Raw genomic sequence first — 15,740 nt, forward strand, 5'->3', positions numbered from 1 at the left:
TGACCTCTTAAGACCCTATTTACTCAGGAGCTTGTATGAACAAAGTCATTCCACTGGTTACGCGTGAAGGAGATCGCATTGCGATTGTTGATGGTTTGCGCACGCCGTTTGCCAAGCAGGCCACCGCCTATCACGGGATCCCCGCTGTGGATTTAGGTAAAACCGTGGTCAGCGAGCTGCTGGCGAAAAGTGGAATCGATCCGAAAGACATTGATCAGCTGGTGTTCGGACAGGTTGTCCAGATGCCCGAAGCGCCGAATATTGCGCGCGAAATTGTGCTCGGCACCGGAATGAATGTTTCGACCGACGCCTACAGCGTTTCCCGCGCCTGCGCGACCAGTTTTCAGGCGGTGGCGAACGTTGCCGAAAGTATTCTCAGCGGCACAGTGCGCGTCGGGATTGCGGGCGGGGCTGATTCCTCATCGGTGCTGCCGATTGGTGTCAGTAAACGCCTCGCCAGAGCACTGGTTGATGTCAATAAAGCGCGTACGCTGTCGCAGCGTCTTGCGATTTTCAGCAAACTGAAATTACGCGATCTGCTGCCGGTTCCTCCGGCGGTGGCGGAATATTCCACTGGCCTGCGCATGGGTGATACCGCTGAACAAATGGCAAAAAGCCACGGTATTTCCCGCGAACAGCAGGATGAGCTGGCGCACCGTTCGCACACGCTGGCCGCGCTGGCCTGGGAACAGGGTTATCTGAGCTCACAGGTAATGGCGGCGCAGGTTCCGCCTTATCGTGAAGTGCTGCAAAAAGACAACAACATCCGCCTGAATTCAGAAATCGGGCAGTACGCGAAACTGCGTCCGGCATTTGACCGTAAACACGGAACCGTGACGGCGGCAACCAGTACGCCGCTCACCGACGGTGCCGCCGCCGTTCTGATGATGAGCGAATCCCGCGCCCGTGAATTAGGGCTTGAGCCGCTGGGCTATCTGAAGAGCTTTGCGTTTTCCGCTATTGACGTCTGGGAAGACATGCTTCTCGGCCCGGCATACGCCACGCCGCTGGCGTTAGATCGCGCCGGGCTGACGCTGGCGGATCTGGATCTGATTGATATGCATGAAGCCTTTGCCGCGCAGACGCTGGCAAATATCAAAATGCTGGCCAGTGATGAATTTGCACGCGAGAAACTCGGTCGCAGTCAGGCAGTTGGCGAAATCGACTGGGATAAATTCAACGTTTTAGGCGGTTCGCTGGCCTACGGCCATCCGTTTGCCGCAACCGGCGCACGGATGATCACGCAAACGCTGCATGAATTACGCCGTCGCGGCGGAAAATACGGGCTGACCACCGCCTGCGCCGCCGGGGGCCTGGGTGCCGCAATGATTCTGGAGGCAGCGCAATGAGGGACAATATGGACAATTCCGTGCTGGCAGAACAGTCATCCGCAGAGCCGGTTTCTGCATTCTCGCTGATGTTTACGGCAGAACATGTGGGCATTATCACCATTGATGTTCCCGGTGAAAAAGTGAATACCCTGAAGGCTGAATTTGCTCAGCAAATCTGCGCTATTTTGCAAAAAGCGCAGCAATATCCGAATCTGAAAGGTCTGGTGCTGGTTTCCGGTAAAAGCGATTCATTTATTGCCGGTGCCGACATCACGATGATTTCCGGCTGCAAAACGGCGGCTGAAGCCAGCGAACTGGCGCAAAAAGGCCAGACGGTGATGTCGCAGATAGCCTCGTTTTCCGTGCCGGTTGTGGCGGCTATTCACGGTGCCTGCCTGGGTGGCGGACTCGAACTGGCGCTGGCGTGCCATTCCCGCGTCTGCTCCCTTGATGATAAAACCCAGCTCGGCCTGCCGGAAGTTCAGCTCGGGCTGTTACCCGGTTCGGGCGGCACGCAGCGTTTGCCCCGGTTAATCGGTGCGCCGAAAGCGCTGGATATGATGCTCACCGGGCGCAGCATTCGCGCGAAACAGGCGCTGAGAATGGGGCTGGTGGACGACGCCGTGCCTTATTCTATTTTGCTGAAAACTGCGCTGGAACGTGTCGCCAAAGGTCGTAAATCCCGGCCACCTTTGCCGTGGCAGGCGCGGCTGGCTGGCGGTCCGCTGGGAAAAAGCCTGTTGTTCTCTTTTGTGCGTAAACAGACCCGCGCAAAAACGCACGGTAATTATCCGGCCACGGAAAAAATCATTGATGTGGTGAAAACCGGTCTCGATCAGGGCAGCGGAAACGGCTATCAGGCCGAAGCCAAGGCGTTTGGCGAACTGGTGATGACGCCGCAATCTGCCGCGCTTCGCGGTTTATTCTTTGCCTCGACGGCGCTGAAAAAAGAAAAAGGCGCTCACGCTGAGCCGTTGCCGGTCCACCGCGTCGGTATCCTGGGTGGCGGGCTGATGGGCGGCGGTATTGCGAATGTCACCGCGACCCGCGCCGGGCTGCCGGTGCGGATTAAAGATATTAATCAGGAAGGCATCCGCCATGCGCTGAAATACAGCTGGGATCTGCTGGAGAAAAAAGTCCGCAGCCGCAGGCTCACCCGTAACGAACAGCAGCGGCAGATGATGCTGATTTCGGGGACTACGGATTTCAGCGGTTTTTCGCAGATTGATATTGTGGTGGAAGCGGTATTTGAAGACCTTGCGCTCAAGCAATCCATGGTAGCGGAGATCGAGAAAAATGCGGCACCGCGTACCATATTTGCTTCAAACACCTCTTCTTTGCCGATTCATCTGATTGCGGAAAAGGCCACAAGGCCTGATCAGGTTATCGGCCTGCATTATTTTAGCCCGGTAGACAAAATGCCGCTGGTGGAAGTTATTCCCCATGCGGGTACCAGTGCGCAGACGATTTCGACCACGGTCTCGCTGGCGAAGAAACAGGGGAAAACGGCAATTGTGGTCGGTGACAGCGCCGGGTTCTACGTAAACCGCATTCTTGCTCCTTATATCAACGAAGCGGCACGCTGCCTGCTGGCTGGTGAGCCTGTCGATCACATCGATAATGCGCTGGTGAACTTTGGTTTTCCGGTCGGGCCAGTTCAGCTTCTCGACGAAGTGGGCATTGATGTCGGCACTAAAATTGGCCCGATTCTGGTGGAGGCGTTTGGCGATCGTTTTGCCGCCCCATCCGGCTTCGATGCAGTCCTGCAAGACGACCGCAAAGGCCGTAAAAATGGCAAAGGTTTTTATCTCTACGGCCAGAAAGGGCGTGGGGCGAAGAAAAAACAGGTCGATCCGTCGGTCTATCGTTTACTGAATGTCACGCCAAAAGCTCAGCAGTCAGGCGAAGAGATCGCACAGCGCTGCGTCATGCTGATGCTGAATGAAGCCGTCCGCTGCCTGGATGAAAATGTTATCCGCAGTGCGCGTGATGGTGATCTCGGGGCAGTCTTTGGTATTGGTTTTCCGCCGTTTCGTGGCGGGCCGTTCCGTTACATCGACACGCTCGGTGCTGCCACCGTGGTGAAAACGCTGGAACAACTGGCACAGCGTTACGGTGAGCATTTCACGCCGTGCGACGCTCTGGTACGCAGGGCGGAGCAGGGCGAACGTTTTTATCCAGCGGAGGGCACCAGCGAAAAGGTCAGCAAAGTGTGACTGTGGTCACTGCTTATTACTGAGTTTCGCGGGAATCTGGAATGGATCCTGCTTGTGGCCAGACAAGGCCTGCGGGATCTTTTTTATAGTGAGACTGACTTTGTACAGAAACGATCCCAACCGATTGATCTACAACCGGAGTGGTTAAATAATCGCCTGAATAGTTTACAAGCGGTAAGTGTTGGTGTAAAAAACAGCGTTTTCTTTACGTGAACTTTCAGGCAAAATGCCCGACCGCTGATACTTACCATGCAAAGCATGTGGGCACAGCCGGTTAAGTGGATGTACTGCCTTACAGCTATCTTGTAATGAGAAAGGTCATTTTAAACATGATGAAAAACAGCTGGGCAATGGGTAATACAGCACGCACGGCGTTTCTGTATAGCGCTATTTTTGTTAACAAAAGCGGTGCAATATGCAAGTTGTAATTATGCGTCACGGTGATGCAGTTCTCGAAGCTGCCAGCGATTCAGTTCGCCCGTTAAGCGAATGCGGATGTGACGAATCAGTCCATATGGCGGCCTGGCTGAATGGTCGTGGCGTCAAAATTGATCGCGTCCTGGTCAGTCCGTACCTGCGTGCGCAGCAGACGCTTGAAAAAGTTCGCCAGTGTCTTTCTCTGCCTGAAAACGTAGAAATTGATATTCTCAAAGAGCTGACGCCGGGCGGTGATCCTGCTCTGGTCGCCAGTGAACTGCAACATCTGGCGCTGACCGGCGTCAGCGCTGTGCTGGTCGTTTCCCACCTGCCGCTGGTCGGCTATCTGGTCGCAGAATTGTGCCCGGGAGTTTGCCCGCCGATGTTCGCCACCTCTGCCATGGCAAGCGTGGAGTTGAATGCGCAAACCGGGCAGGGCAGCTTTGACTGGCAGTTTAGTCCGTGCCAGGTCATGGCTAAGGTTTAGTTTTCCGGGACGGAAAGCTAAACAAAGAAAGGCACAGCTTCGGCTGTGCCTTTCTCGTTTCCTGAAATCGATGTTTGTACGGGGTCAGCTTATTTTGTCGTCCAGTTCCACCAGCACCAGCAGGGCGGCGGTGCCACCCAGTTCTTTCGGGGCCTGATGGAACGCTTCGACGTCCGGATGTTGCGCCAGCCAAAGCGGGGTTTGTTGTTTGAGAATATGTTTGCCGTGACCGTGCATCACACAGGCGCAGTGAACATGTTCGCGGCGGCAGGCGGCGATCAGCGCCCCTAATTCCTGCTTGGCTTCTTTCTGCGTTAAACCGTGCAAATCAAGAAACAGCTCGGGGGAATAATCTCCGCGGCGCAATTTCTTCAATTCAAAATGGCTGACGTCTGGCCGGATGTGACGAACCGGGCCTTCTTCCTGCAACATCGGCTGGAATTCATCAGAAAAATAATAACTGGCGTCCACCTGCTCCTGAATCAGCTTTTTTGGTGACAACTCTGACACTTTTTTTCGCAGCGGACGGTGAGTAATTGTATCGTTTTTCAGGCGCTTGACGCCCGGAACGGCTTCACGAAACAGGGCCGCTTCCTCCGGGCTCAGTCGGTGTTTTTTCTTCATTTTTTTATCGTCATTTTCGCTCAATTCCGACAGTGTACCTTCCGTCACCCTGCGGTTTAAAGAAAACTCAGGGTTAAATTCTTCGAGGCGTCGCGCAAGTGCGTTGACTAGCTACTGATTTGTGGCGGGCTTCGTGGCAAACTATGCGGAAAATTACGGGTTAAACGTCTGTTAAAAACCCTGTACTGCCTGGAGAACAAAATTGGACAAAATTTTCGTCGACGAAGCCGTCAGTGAACTGCATACCATTCAGGACATGCTGCGCTGGACCGTCAGCCGCCTCAATGCGGCCAATGTTTATTACGGTCACGGCACCGATAATCCGTGGGACGAAGCCGTGCAGCTGGTTTTGCCAAGCGTGTTTTTACCGCTCGACATTCCTGAAGACATGCACACGGCGCGTCTGACCTCCAGTGAGCGTCATCGTATTGTTGAGCGCGTGATCCGCCGCGTCAACGAGCGCATTCCGGTCGCCTATCTGACCAACAAAGCCTGGTTCTGCGACATGGAATTTTATGTCGATGAGCGCGTTCTGGTGCCGCGTTCACCGATTGGTGAACTGATTAGCCACCGCTTCTCCGGCATTTTGCACGACAAGCCTCAGCACATCCTCGACATGTGTACCGGCAGCGGCTGTATTGCGATTGCCTGTGCTTATGCTTTCCCGGAAACGGAAGTGGACGCCGTGGATATTTCTGCAGACGCGCTGGCCGTGGCCGAGCGCAATATCGACACGCACGGTATCGAGAACTGGGTTACACCAATCCGTTCTGACCTGTTCCGTGAACTGCCGCCGCTGCAATACGACCTGATCGTCACGAACCCGCCGTACGTTGACGAAGAAGACATGTCCGATTTGCCGCAGGAATACCGCCACGAACCGGTGCTCGGTCTGGCCTCCGGCAGCGATGGCCTGAAACTGACCCGCCGCATTCTGGCCTGCGCGCCGGATTACCTGACCGATGACGGCGTGCTGATTTGTGAAGTGGGCAACAGCATGGTACATCTGATGGATCAATACCCTGAGATCCCGTTCACCTGGCTGGAGTTTGAAAACGGCGGTGACGGTGTCTTCATGCTGACTAAACAGCAACTGCTTGATTGCGCAGAAGAGTTCCGCGCTTACCGCGACTAAACACCCTGTTGACCGGCTGTTCGTCAGCCGGTCATTTTGCAAATAAACAACTTATTAATGGTTAAGGAGCCGTGATGGCAGGGAACAGTATTGGGCAGTTTTTCCGCGTCACCACCTTCGGCGAATCTCACGGTGTGGCACTCGGCTGCATCATTGACGGCGTACCGCCGGGCATCTCGCTGACAGAAGCAGATCTTCAACACGACCTCGACCGTCGTCGTCCGGGAACCTCGCGTTACACCACGCAGCGCCGTGAAGCGGATGAAGTCAAAATCCTGTCCGGCGTATTTGAAGGCGTGACGACGGGCACCAGCATCGGCCTGATTATCCAGAATACCGATCAGCGCTCGCAGGATTACAGCGCGATCAAAGACGTATTCCGTCCTGGCCATGCCGATTACACCTACGAACAAAAATATGGCGTACGTGACTATCGCGGCGGCGGGCGTTCTTCTGCCCGTGAAACCGCAATGCGTGTGGCCGCAGGCGCGGTAGCGAAGAAATACCTGCTCGAAAAATTCGGCGTTAAAGTGCGCGGCTATATGTCCCAGATGGGCGACATTCACTGTGAACTGAAAGACTGGGATCTGGTCGAAACCAACCCGTTCTTCTGCCCGGATGAAAGCAAGCTGGAAGCGCTGGACGAACTGATGCGCGCGCTGAAAAAAGAAGGCGACTCGATAGGTGCCAAAATCACCGTGGTTGCCGAGCATGTGCCGGTTGGCCTTGGCGAGCCGGTATTCGACCGTCTTGATGCAGATCTGGCGCATGCGCTGATGAGCATTAACGCCGTGAAAGGCGTGGAAATCGGTGACGGTTTTGCCGTAGTCAGCAAACGTGGCAGCGAAAACCGTGACGAAATTACGCCAAACGGTTTTGAAAGCAACCATGCAGGTGGCATTCTCGGCGGGATCAGCAGCGGCCAGCCGGTGGTTGCGCATCTGGCGTTGAAACCGACGTCCAGCATCACCGTTCCGGGACGCACTATTAACCGTGAAGGCGAGCAGGTTGAGATGATCACCAAAGGCCGTCACGATCCGTGCGTGGGGATCCGCGCTGTGCCGATCGCCGAAGCCATGATGGCGATTGTGCTGATGGATCACCTGCTGCGTCAGCGTGCCCAGAACGGCGACGTTCATTCCACCGTGCCACGCTGGTAAGCCTTCGATGAAATTCTTACGTAACGTTCCTGCGTTTAAAACCGCCTGCGCCAGTCTTCTGGCGCTTGCGCTTTGCGCACCGGCCATGGCGGCAACGCCCTGGCAGAAAATTACTCAACCGATTTCCGGCGCGCCGCAGGCAGTGGGAAGTTACGCCAACGGATGTCAGATTGGCGCACAACCTTTGCCGCTGAATTCACCGGATTATCAGGTAATGCGTACCGATCAGCGTCGTTATTTCGGCCAGCCAGATTTACTGGCGTTCATCACGCGACTCGGTACTCAGGCACAGCAAAAAGGGCTGGGTACCATGCTGGTCGGCGATATGGCGATGCCTGCGGGCGGGCGTTTCAGCAGCGGCCATGCCAGCCATCAGTCCGGTCTGGATGTGGATATCTGGCTGCAACTGCCGCGTCAGCGCTGGAGCGAGCAGATGCTGCTCAAACCCCAGCCTATCGATCTGGTCAGTGCTAATGGCAAATCTATTGTGCCGAGCCAGTGGCAACCGCGTATCGAAACGCTGATCAAAATGGCAGCGCAGGATAAAGACGTGGTGCGCATTTTTGTGAATGCGGCGATCAAACAGCAGCTTTGTCAGGATGCGGGTGCAGACCGTGAATGGCTGCACAAAGTGCGTCCGTGGTTTGGCCATCGTGCGCATATGCATGTGCGTCTGCGTTGCCCTGCGGGGAGCACCGAATGTGAAAATCAGGCTCCGCCGCCTCCGGGTGACGGATGTGGTGCCGAGCTGCAAAGCTGGTTCCTGCCACCGAAACCTTCGACAGGTAAACCGGTGAAATCTGAGCCACCTCCGCTGCCGCCAACTTGTCAGGCGCTGCTGGATAAACACGTTCTTTAATAACGTTTCAATACCTCTTCGCCACGTAAAGCGGGACTGATAGAAAAATGGACTGGTTGATTGTTGCCCCCTGGGTAGTAGGTGTTCTGTTTTTAGTAGCGTTAGTGGCGGGATTTATTGACTCAATCGCAGGCGGGGGCGGCCTTATCAGCCTGCCTGCATTGCTGGCAGCCGGGGTATCTCCGGCCCAGGCGATTGCAACCAACAAGCTTTCGGCGGTAGGCGGTTCTTTCTCCGCCAGCCTGTATTTCGTGCGCCGGAAAGTGGTGGATCTTAACGATCAGAAGCTCAACATTGCCTGCACGTTTGTGGGGTCTGTGCTGGGAGCGATCCTGATCCAGCGCTTACAGGCCGATATGCTGCGTCAGATCCTGCCGCTGCTGATCATCTGCATCGGGCTGTATTTCCTGCTGACCCCGAAGCTGGGCGAAAGCGATCGCCAGCGACGTCTTTCTGCGCTCCCTTATGCACTGGTCGGTGGCGGCTGCGTCGGGTTTTATGATGGCTTTTTCGGCCCCGGAGCCGGTTCGTTCTACGCATTAGGCTTTGTGACGTTATGCGGTTTTAACCTCGCTAAAGCTACGGCGCACGCCAAAGTTTTGAACTTCACCTCAAACTTTGGTGGTCTGCTGTTCTTCATTCTGGGCGGCAAAGTTGTCTGGGGATTAGGATTTGTGATGATGGCAGGGCAGTTTATCGGCGCGCGTCTCGGCGCACGCATGGTGCTCACCAAAGGCCAGAAGATGATCCGCCCGATGGTGGTGGTCGTTTCGGTGGTGATGAGCTGCAAACTGATTTATGACAATCATGGTGCAGAAATCCACCAGTGGTTAAGCCTGCATTTATAATGTCAGCAGCAGCAAAATGCTTGCCTGAAGTCATGAAAATACGCGTTTAAACAAGGGTATATTGTCGCCCCTGATCTTACTTTAATGAGTTTCACTGCAATTATGTCTGATTCGACTGCAACACATAACTATCATCAATTGATCGACATTTTTGATTCCTGCTTCTTTGAGGAATTTAACGTTCGCTTAGTAAAAGGCGACGACGAACCGATCTATCTGCCTGCTGATGAACAAGAACCGTTTAACCGCATTGTGTTCGCACACGGTTATTACGCCAGTGGCATGCATGAAATTTCGCACTGGTGCGTGGCCGGTGCTGAGCGCCGCAAGCTGGTCGATTTTGGCTACTGGTACTGCCCCGACGGTCGTGACGCACAAACGCAAAGCGAATTTGAAAAAGTGGAAATCAAACCGCAATCTTATGAATGGCTGTTTTGCGCTGCGGCGGGTTTTAATTTCAACGTCAGCTGTGACAATCTGAGCGGCGATTGCGAGCCGGATCGCGTGGGCTTCCAGAATAAAGTCCGCGAAGAAGTGCTGCGCATGCTGGAGCAGGGCATTCCTGAAAGACCGGCGCGCTTTATTAAAGCGTTACAATCGTTTTACAATACGGCCCCTTTGACGCCTGCAGATTTCCCTGCATTGCAGCCGGTCGAATAAGAACTGAATACGAGAGGAAGAGTGATGATCGCAGAATTTGAAACGCGGATTTTAACGCTGATCGACGACATGGTCGAAAGCGCCAGCGACGATGAATTATTTGCCAGTGGCTATCTGCGAGGCCATCTGACCGTCGCGGTTGCCGAGGCGGAAGAGAATGGCGAACATACCGCCGAAGCGCTGAAAATTCGTGTTCAGGATGGGCTGGATAAAGCCATTAAAGCCGGAGAACTTTCGCCGCGCGATCAGCTTCTCGTGCAGGGGATGTGGGAAAATCTCTATCAGGCTTCCCTGCCAAACTAATCTTCTTTTCAGTAAAAATAAGCGCAGTAGCGGATTAACCGGCTGCGCTTTTTTATTGCCTGAGAAAGAGCAAATTAATGCGATTCGACCGGACGGCCTTTCAGCAATTTTCTGACCCACATACGGTTTGGATTGAGAGCTGCCAGCGTTTCGCTGTCCAGAGGTATGGGCTCACCGGCGATTTGCGCGGCCAGAATTTCTGCTCCAAGCGGCGCGGAACTCAGTCCGCGTGAGCCGAGCGCGCCAAACAGGAACAGATTTTCGTATACCGGTGCAGGCGCAACCGGACGGTTGCGCTTAACATCCAGATCGAGCTTTTGATAGCTTTCCAGCAGCGCGTCGTAATCAGACACGGAACCAATCATCGGCAGGTGATCGCGTGTTGCACAGCGTACGCCGTTGCGGGCTTGACCTTCACGGACATCCACGTCATGCGGCCATTGCTGTTGTGGCAGACAGTTAATCAGGCGCTGACGGTTTTCCTGCTGATCGTCTTCGCGGTAATCCGTACATTTATCGGCGCGATGATAGCTGGCACCGATGCAATGATGCTGGTTCTGCGGGCTGACTGGCGTCATATAACCGTCGTAACACAGCACCTGCTTCAGCTTGCTCAGCGCCGGTGTGGTCGGAATATGTGAAACCTGACCGCTGACCGCGTAAACCGGGAGTTTTTCACTCTGGGTGAAATCAGTGATATCCGCGCCGTTTGCCAGCACCACGGCCTGATGACGGGTTTCATGTCCGTCAGCAAACTTCAGCGTCCAGTTTTCGTTTGCATCGCGGCTTAACGCCGTGACCCGCTGACGATAATGCACCGCTAATCCCTGCGTTTGCGCCAGTGCGAGCAGCGAGGCGGTCAGTTCCGCCGGACACAACCATGCACCGAGCGGATACGTGATGCCGCCGCTGCCGCACGGCAATCCGCATAACGCTTCTACATTTTCTTCGCTCAGCCCCTTTGCCAGTTCTTCCGGCCAGCCACCTTTAAGTATGCCGTCAATTTTGCCCTGACTTTTTTCGTCATAACCGAGCTGCGTCACGCCGCTCCAGCCGTGGTCAAAAGGTACATCCTGCTTTTCCAGCTGCGCATACTGACGGCGGGCGAAGGTGAAGGCGTGCGCAAAGAAATTTTCCAGTGTGTCGCCACGGCCATTGAGCAGCGGATAAACAGCGCCCTGACGGTTACCGGATGCGCCAAGCGCAGGTTTTTCATCGGCGCAGTACAGCGTTACGGCATAACCACGACGCAAAAGCGCCAGCGAAAGTACGGCGCTGGCGACGCCGCCGCCAAGAATCGCAAATTCAGTGGCATTTTTAGCGGGCGGGCGGAAATACCACGGCGCAGGATGAGGAATATCAATTCCTGCAGGCAGAACGCCGGATAACATATGCCGCTTTTCACCGAATCCGGGCACTTTAGCGATGTCAAAACCCGCGTCCTGCAAGCCGCGACGCACAAAACCGGCGACGGTGAAAGTGGCGAACGTTCCCTGCGGGCGGGTCATTTTGGCCATCGAACGGAACAAGTCTTCAGTCCACATATCGGGGTTTTTGGAAGGCGCGAAGCCGTCAAGAAACCAGGCATCGACCTGCTGATTCATACTGGTGTCACATGCGGGCAGCAGGGTAGTCACATCGCCGAACCACAGGTCGAGGGTGATACGTCCGTCCGCCAGCAGAAGGCGATGGCAGCCGGAAAAAGCCATCGGCCATTGTTCGCAAAGTTGTGCTGAATACGCGGCGAGTTCCGGCCATTGCCTATGCGCTGTCGCCAGATCACGGGCAGACAGCGGGAATTTCTCGTAGCTGATGAAATGCAGGCGTTGCAGGGTGGCGTCGGGATGTTCCTCGCCAAAAGCGTCGAAGGCCTGCCACAGTGACAGAAAGTTCAGGCCAGTGCCAAAACCAGTTTCGGCAATGATGCAAAGCGGGCGAGGATGGGCGGAAAAACGCGCCGGAAAATGGTTGCCGTTGAGAAAAACATGACGTGTTTCCAGCAGGCCGCTCTGATTGGAAAAATAGACGTCATCAAAATGTCGGGAAACAGGTGTACCCTGTTCGTTCCAGCTTAATTCAGCGGGCGTGATCGGGCTGTGGCTCACGTGAAACTCTCTCAGTTCAAGGCGATGCCGGAGTTTAACGCTGCGTTTGACCTCGCGCAAATTTACCGCGATTTACACAAGGAATTGCTGATCGGACTTGTTCGGCGTACAACTGTACGCTAGAGTGCGTGACGAAATCCCAAATGGTGAATAGTACAAGAGGTATTAAATGAAACGTGCAGTGATTACTGGCCTGGGTATCATCTCGAGCATCGGTAACAACAAGCAGGAAGTTCTTGCATCTCTGCAGGAAGGTCGCTCTGGGATCACCTTCTCGCAAGAGCTGAAAGATGCCGGGATGCGTAGTCACGTCTGGGGTGATGTCAAATTAGACACCGCAGGCCTTATCGATCGTAAGATTGTGCGTTTCATGAGTGATGCCTCGATCTACGCTTACCTGTCCATGCAACAGGCGATTGAAGACTCCGGTCTGACACCTGAAATGGTCTCCAACGAACGTACCGGCCTGATTGCAGGTTCCGGCGGCGGTTCTCCACGCAACCAGGTTGCGGGTTCTGACGGCATGCGTGCCAAAGGCCTGCGCGGCGTTGGCCCTTACATGGTGACCAAAGCGATGGCTTCCGGCGTTTCTGCCTGCCTGGCAACTCCGTTCAAAATTCGTGGCGTTAACTATTCCATCAGCTCTGCCTGTGCAACCTCTGCTCACTGCATCGGTAACGCGGTAGAAATGATTCAGCTCGGCAAACAGGACGTTGTCTTTGCCGGTGGCGGTGAAGAACTGTGCTGGGAAATGGCGTGTGAGTTTGACGCGATGGGCGCATTGTCCACCAGCTACAACGAAACCCCCGAAAAAGCTTCCCGTACCTACGACAAAGCGCGTGACGGTTTCGTCATTGCAGGCGGCGGCGGTATGGTCGTGGTTGAAGAGCTGGAACACGCTCTGGCACGTGGCGCACACATCTACGCAGAAATCGTTGGCTACGGCGCAACGTCTGACGGCGCAGACATGGTAGCTCCATCTGGCGAAGGCGCAGTGCGTTGCATGAAAATGGCAATGAACGGCGTGGATACCCCAATCGATTACGTTAACGTTCACGGGACTTCTACCCCTGTCGGCGACGTAAAAGAACTGGGTGCAATCCGTGAAGTGTTCGGTTCCAAAACTCCGGCACTGTCTTCCACTAAAGCCATGACAGGTCACTCTCTGGGTGCCGCGGGCGTGCAGGAAGCTATCTACACCTTGCTGATGGCTGAACACGGTTTCATCGCGCCAAGCATCAACATCGAAAACCTCGATGAGCAGGCAGAAGGCATGGACATCATCACTAAACCGACTCAGCGCGAGCTGACGACTGTGATGTCCAACAGCTTCGGCTTCGGTGGCACCAACGCCACTCTGGTGATGCGTAAGCTGAAAAACGACAAATAATTCCTGTCGTTAAGCTAAAAATAAAGCCTGCTTTCGAGCGGGCTTTTTTACGTCCGTTGTTTATCCCTTCTGTTATATTTCAACAATTCAGGTACAATTTCGCCGCTTATTATTTTCACCTTGTTGACATAATGCTCTCACTCCAACGCCTTCATCACCGACATCGGCACTTCCCGGCCTGGCTGGGTATTGTGGCGATTTTGATGTTGTTTATCGCACCGGTGGTTTCTAAATCACGGGTGGCTGAGGGTGCGCAGCACATGATGATGCCCGGAATGGTGATGTCCGATATGGACATGCCGGAGGGGGAAATGGCTGATATGGGGTGGTCAGACACCGAAACATCAGGTGAACATTGCCATCCGCAAGCCTGTAAAACGGCGCAACATGACACCGTGAAAGGGCTGATTTCCGGCGACATGAGCGATGCTGCCTGCGGTTATTGTGTGCTGCTGGCGCATTTACCGCTGTTCGGTTTGCAGGCCATGCCGATGCTCTGGTCGCTGGAGCTTTCCAGCCGTGCGCCTCCGCGTTCTCTCAAACAACGTTATGTACCTTCGCTGTTCTTTACCGATTCACAAGCCCGCGCTCCGCCTGTTTTCTGATCTTCCCTTTTTAAGCCATTTCTTTTCAGGTTAACGACGATTTTTCGGCGTTAGCGATGTGCTATTTGAAATTCAGGAAATCAGATTTATGAACCAGCCTGCAAACCTGCGTGCAAACGCAGGGGAAAAACTGTCTGCGCAAACCGCGTTTCTCGCCCTGTTGCGGCGTCTGCATTTTTATATAGGCCTCTTTGTCGGGCCGTTTATTTTCGTCGCTGCGCTGACCGGCACGCTGTATGTGCTGACGCCGCAGCTCGAAAATTACCTGTACTCGGACGCGCTATTCACCGATTCACAGGGCGCATCACAGCCGCTTTCACGTCAGATCGCGTCGGCGACAAAAGTGGCAGGGGTAAATCCAAAAATTTATGCCGTCAGACCTGCGCCGGAACGCGGAGATACCACGCGGGTGATGTTTTCTGATCCGCAACTGGGCGCATCCAAAAGCCGGGCAATATTCATCGACCCGGTGACGCTGGCGGTAAAAGGCGACATGACAGTTTACGGAACCAGCGGGATTCTGCCATTCCGCACCTGGCTGGATGATTTACATCGCGGGCTGTTACTGGGCGATATTGGCCGCGTGTACAGTGAACTGGCCGCCTCATGGTTATGGGTAGCCGCGCTGGGCGGTGTCGCGCTCTGGTTCACCGGACGCCGAAAACTCCGTACGTCACGCAAACTGAGCGAAAAAATTGAAAAGCAGCAGCGCAGCCGCCACTGGCACAGCACGCTGGGCGTGATTCTGCTGGCAGGACTGTTGTTCTTTTCCGCAACGGGGCTGACGTGGTCGCAGTGGGCAGGGGACAATATTGGTGTCTTGCGTGCCTATATGGGCTGGATGACACCGGCGGTCAAAACCAGTTTATCTCCTGAGTCAGTGGCTGCTCCTGCAAATGAACATGCAGAGCATCATGCGCATATGGATGAGATGCCGGATATGCCTGGCATGAATATGTCAGGAGACAAGATGCCCGCCTTACCGGCTGCCGTGGCGGTTTCCGCACTCACTTTCGATGGCGTTGTTCAGGCGGCAAGGGCGTCAGGTATTGAGGCGCACCGGATAGAAATCCGCCCGGCTTATACTGCCGATAAAGCGTGGACGGTGACGGAAGTTGACCGCAGCTGGCCGACACAGGTTGATGCGGTTTCGGTCGATCCGGTTTCATTACAGATTACCGACCACGTGCGTTTTGCGGACTTCCCTCTGCTGGCGAAACTCACGCGCTGGGGCGTTGATGCTCACATGGGCATCCTGTTTGGCATCTGGAATCAGGTCATTCTGGTTGCTTTTGGCACCGGGCTTTGCACGATGATTGCCTGGGGATACCGGTTGTGGTGGCTGCGCCGTCAGGGCGACGTCAGCAGCAGCAGCCCGGCCATCACCTTGTTGCAAACCTGGAAACGGGTGCCTTTTGCCTTGCAATGCCCGATAGCGCTGGTCACTCTGGGTTTAGCAATTTCCTTGCCGGTCATGGGCGGCAGCCTGCTGATATTCCTGCTGATTGATATCGTGCGCTGGCAGCATCAGAAAAAGGCGCTGAAAACGGCTTCAGCCCTGAGCTGAATTCGGGCTTTTTAAGCCGAATTCTCTTCCGGC

14 protein-coding genes are annotated in these 15,740 nt (G+C 54.7%); 12 read left to right on the forward strand and 2 right to left on the reverse strand.

Annotated elements, in window-relative coordinates:
• Positions 1–35: 35 nt before the first annotated feature.
• The 3 genes from fadI (at position 36) to sixA (ending at position 4,451) form a co-directional block, all read left to right on the forward strand.
• Entirely contained in the window at positions 36–1,349 is a 1,314-nt protein-coding gene (gene fadI / locus J8X26_RS10695) for an acetyl-CoA C-acyltransferase FadI (RefSeq protein WP_165058342.1), read from the forward strand.
• Positions 1,346–3,547 carry a fatty acid oxidation complex subunit alpha FadJ gene (fadJ, locus tag J8X26_RS10700; protein WP_208950880.1) on the forward strand — a complete coding sequence of 734 codons (2,202 nt, stop codon included), beginning with the start codon at positions 1,346–1,348 and terminating at the stop codon, positions 3,545–3,547. Before fadI ends, fadJ begins: the two co-directional genes overlap by 4 nt.
• A gap of 415 nt (positions 3,548–3,962) precedes the next feature.
• On the forward strand, positions 3,963–4,451 hold the full coding sequence (sixA, locus tag J8X26_RS10705; protein ID WP_152324413.1) for a phosphohistidine phosphatase SixA: 489 nt from the start codon (positions 3,963–3,965) through the stop codon (positions 4,449–4,451).
• An 84-nt stretch (positions 4,452–4,535) separates the two neighbouring features.
• Here the strand turns inward: sixA and smrB are convergent, their stop codons facing one another.
• Positions 4,536–5,075 (reverse strand): endonuclease SmrB, encoded by a 540-nt coding sequence (gene smrB / locus J8X26_RS10710; RefSeq protein ID WP_104924666.1) that lies wholly within the window; start codon positions 5,073–5,075, stop codon positions 4,536–4,538.
• A gap of 202 nt (positions 5,076–5,277) precedes the next feature.
• Here smrB and prmB point away from each other — a divergent pair, with 202 nt between their 5' ends.
• The 6 genes from prmB (at position 5,278) to J8X26_RS10740 (ending at position 10,040) form a co-directional block, all read left to right on the forward strand.
• Positions 5,278–6,210 carry a 50S ribosomal protein L3 N(5)-glutamine methyltransferase gene (gene prmB / locus J8X26_RS10715; protein WP_152324412.1) on the forward strand — a complete coding sequence of 311 codons (933 nt, stop codon included), beginning with the start codon at positions 5,278–5,280 and terminating at the stop codon, positions 6,208–6,210.
• Between the two features lie 74 nt (positions 6,211–6,284).
• A complete protein-coding gene (gene aroC, locus J8X26_RS10720) occupies positions 6,285–7,370 on the forward strand; it encodes a chorismate synthase (protein WP_152324411.1) in 1,086 nt (361 codons plus the stop codon).
• An 85-nt stretch (positions 7,371–7,455) separates the two neighbouring features.
• Positions 7,456–8,229, forward strand: coding sequence for a penicillin-insensitive murein endopeptidase (gene mepA / locus J8X26_RS10725; protein WP_101076466.1), 774 nt, complete (start codon positions 7,456–7,458; stop codon positions 8,227–8,229).
• Positions 8,230–8,276: 47 nt separating this feature from the next.
• On the forward strand, positions 8,277–9,077 hold the full coding sequence (locus J8X26_RS10730) for a sulfite exporter TauE/SafE family protein (protein WP_152324410.1): 801 nt from the start codon (positions 8,277–8,279) through the stop codon (positions 9,075–9,077).
• A 102-nt stretch (positions 9,078–9,179) separates the two neighbouring features.
• Positions 9,180–9,737: an elongation factor P hydroxylase gene (locus J8X26_RS10735; RefSeq protein ID WP_208950881.1), complete on the forward strand. Its 558-nt coding sequence runs from the start codon at positions 9,180–9,182 to the stop codon at positions 9,735–9,737.
• A gap of 24 nt (positions 9,738–9,761) precedes the next feature.
• Positions 9,762–10,040, forward strand: a complete 279-nt coding sequence (locus tag J8X26_RS10740; protein ID WP_152324408.1) for a YfcL family protein — start codon at positions 9,762–9,764, stop codon at positions 10,038–10,040.
• Between the two features lie 74 nt (positions 10,041–10,114).
• On the opposite strand, the gene mnmC is transcribed toward J8X26_RS10740, so the two are convergent.
• Entirely contained in the window at positions 10,115–12,145 is a 2,031-nt protein-coding gene (mnmC, locus tag J8X26_RS10745; RefSeq protein ID WP_208950882.1) for a bifunctional tRNA (5-methylaminomethyl-2-thiouridine)(34)-methyltransferase MnmD/FAD-dependent 5-carboxymethylaminomethyl-2-thiouridine(34) oxidoreductase MnmC, read from the reverse strand.
• A gap of 169 nt (positions 12,146–12,314) precedes the next feature.
• On the opposite strand from mnmC, the gene fabB reads away from it, so the two are divergent.
• The 3 genes from fabB to J8X26_RS10760 all read left to right on the forward strand — a co-directional run bounded on the left by fabB (position 12,315) and on the right by J8X26_RS10760 (position 15,707).
• The gene (fabB, locus tag J8X26_RS10750; protein ID WP_101076146.1) at positions 12,315–13,535 is read left to right on the forward strand and encodes a beta-ketoacyl-ACP synthase I; all 1,221 of its coding nucleotides are present in this window, start codon (positions 12,315–12,317) and stop codon (positions 13,533–13,535) included.
• A gap of 131 nt (positions 13,536–13,666) precedes the next feature.
• Positions 13,667–14,140: a DUF2946 domain-containing protein gene (locus J8X26_RS10755; protein WP_152324406.1), complete on the forward strand. Its 474-nt coding sequence runs from the start codon at positions 13,667–13,669 to the stop codon at positions 14,138–14,140.
• Positions 14,141–14,228: 88 nt separating this feature from the next.
• Positions 14,229–15,707: a PepSY domain-containing protein gene (locus tag J8X26_RS10760; RefSeq protein ID WP_208950883.1), complete on the forward strand. Its 1,479-nt coding sequence runs from the start codon at positions 14,229–14,231 to the stop codon at positions 15,705–15,707.
• The last annotated feature ends 33 nt before the right edge of the window (positions 15,708–15,740 follow it).

The organism is Rahnella sp. ChDrAdgB13 (genome assembly GCF_017655185.1).
GTDB classification, from domain to species: Bacteria; Pseudomonadota; Gammaproteobacteria; order Enterobacterales; family Enterobacteriaceae; genus Rahnella; species Rahnella contaminans.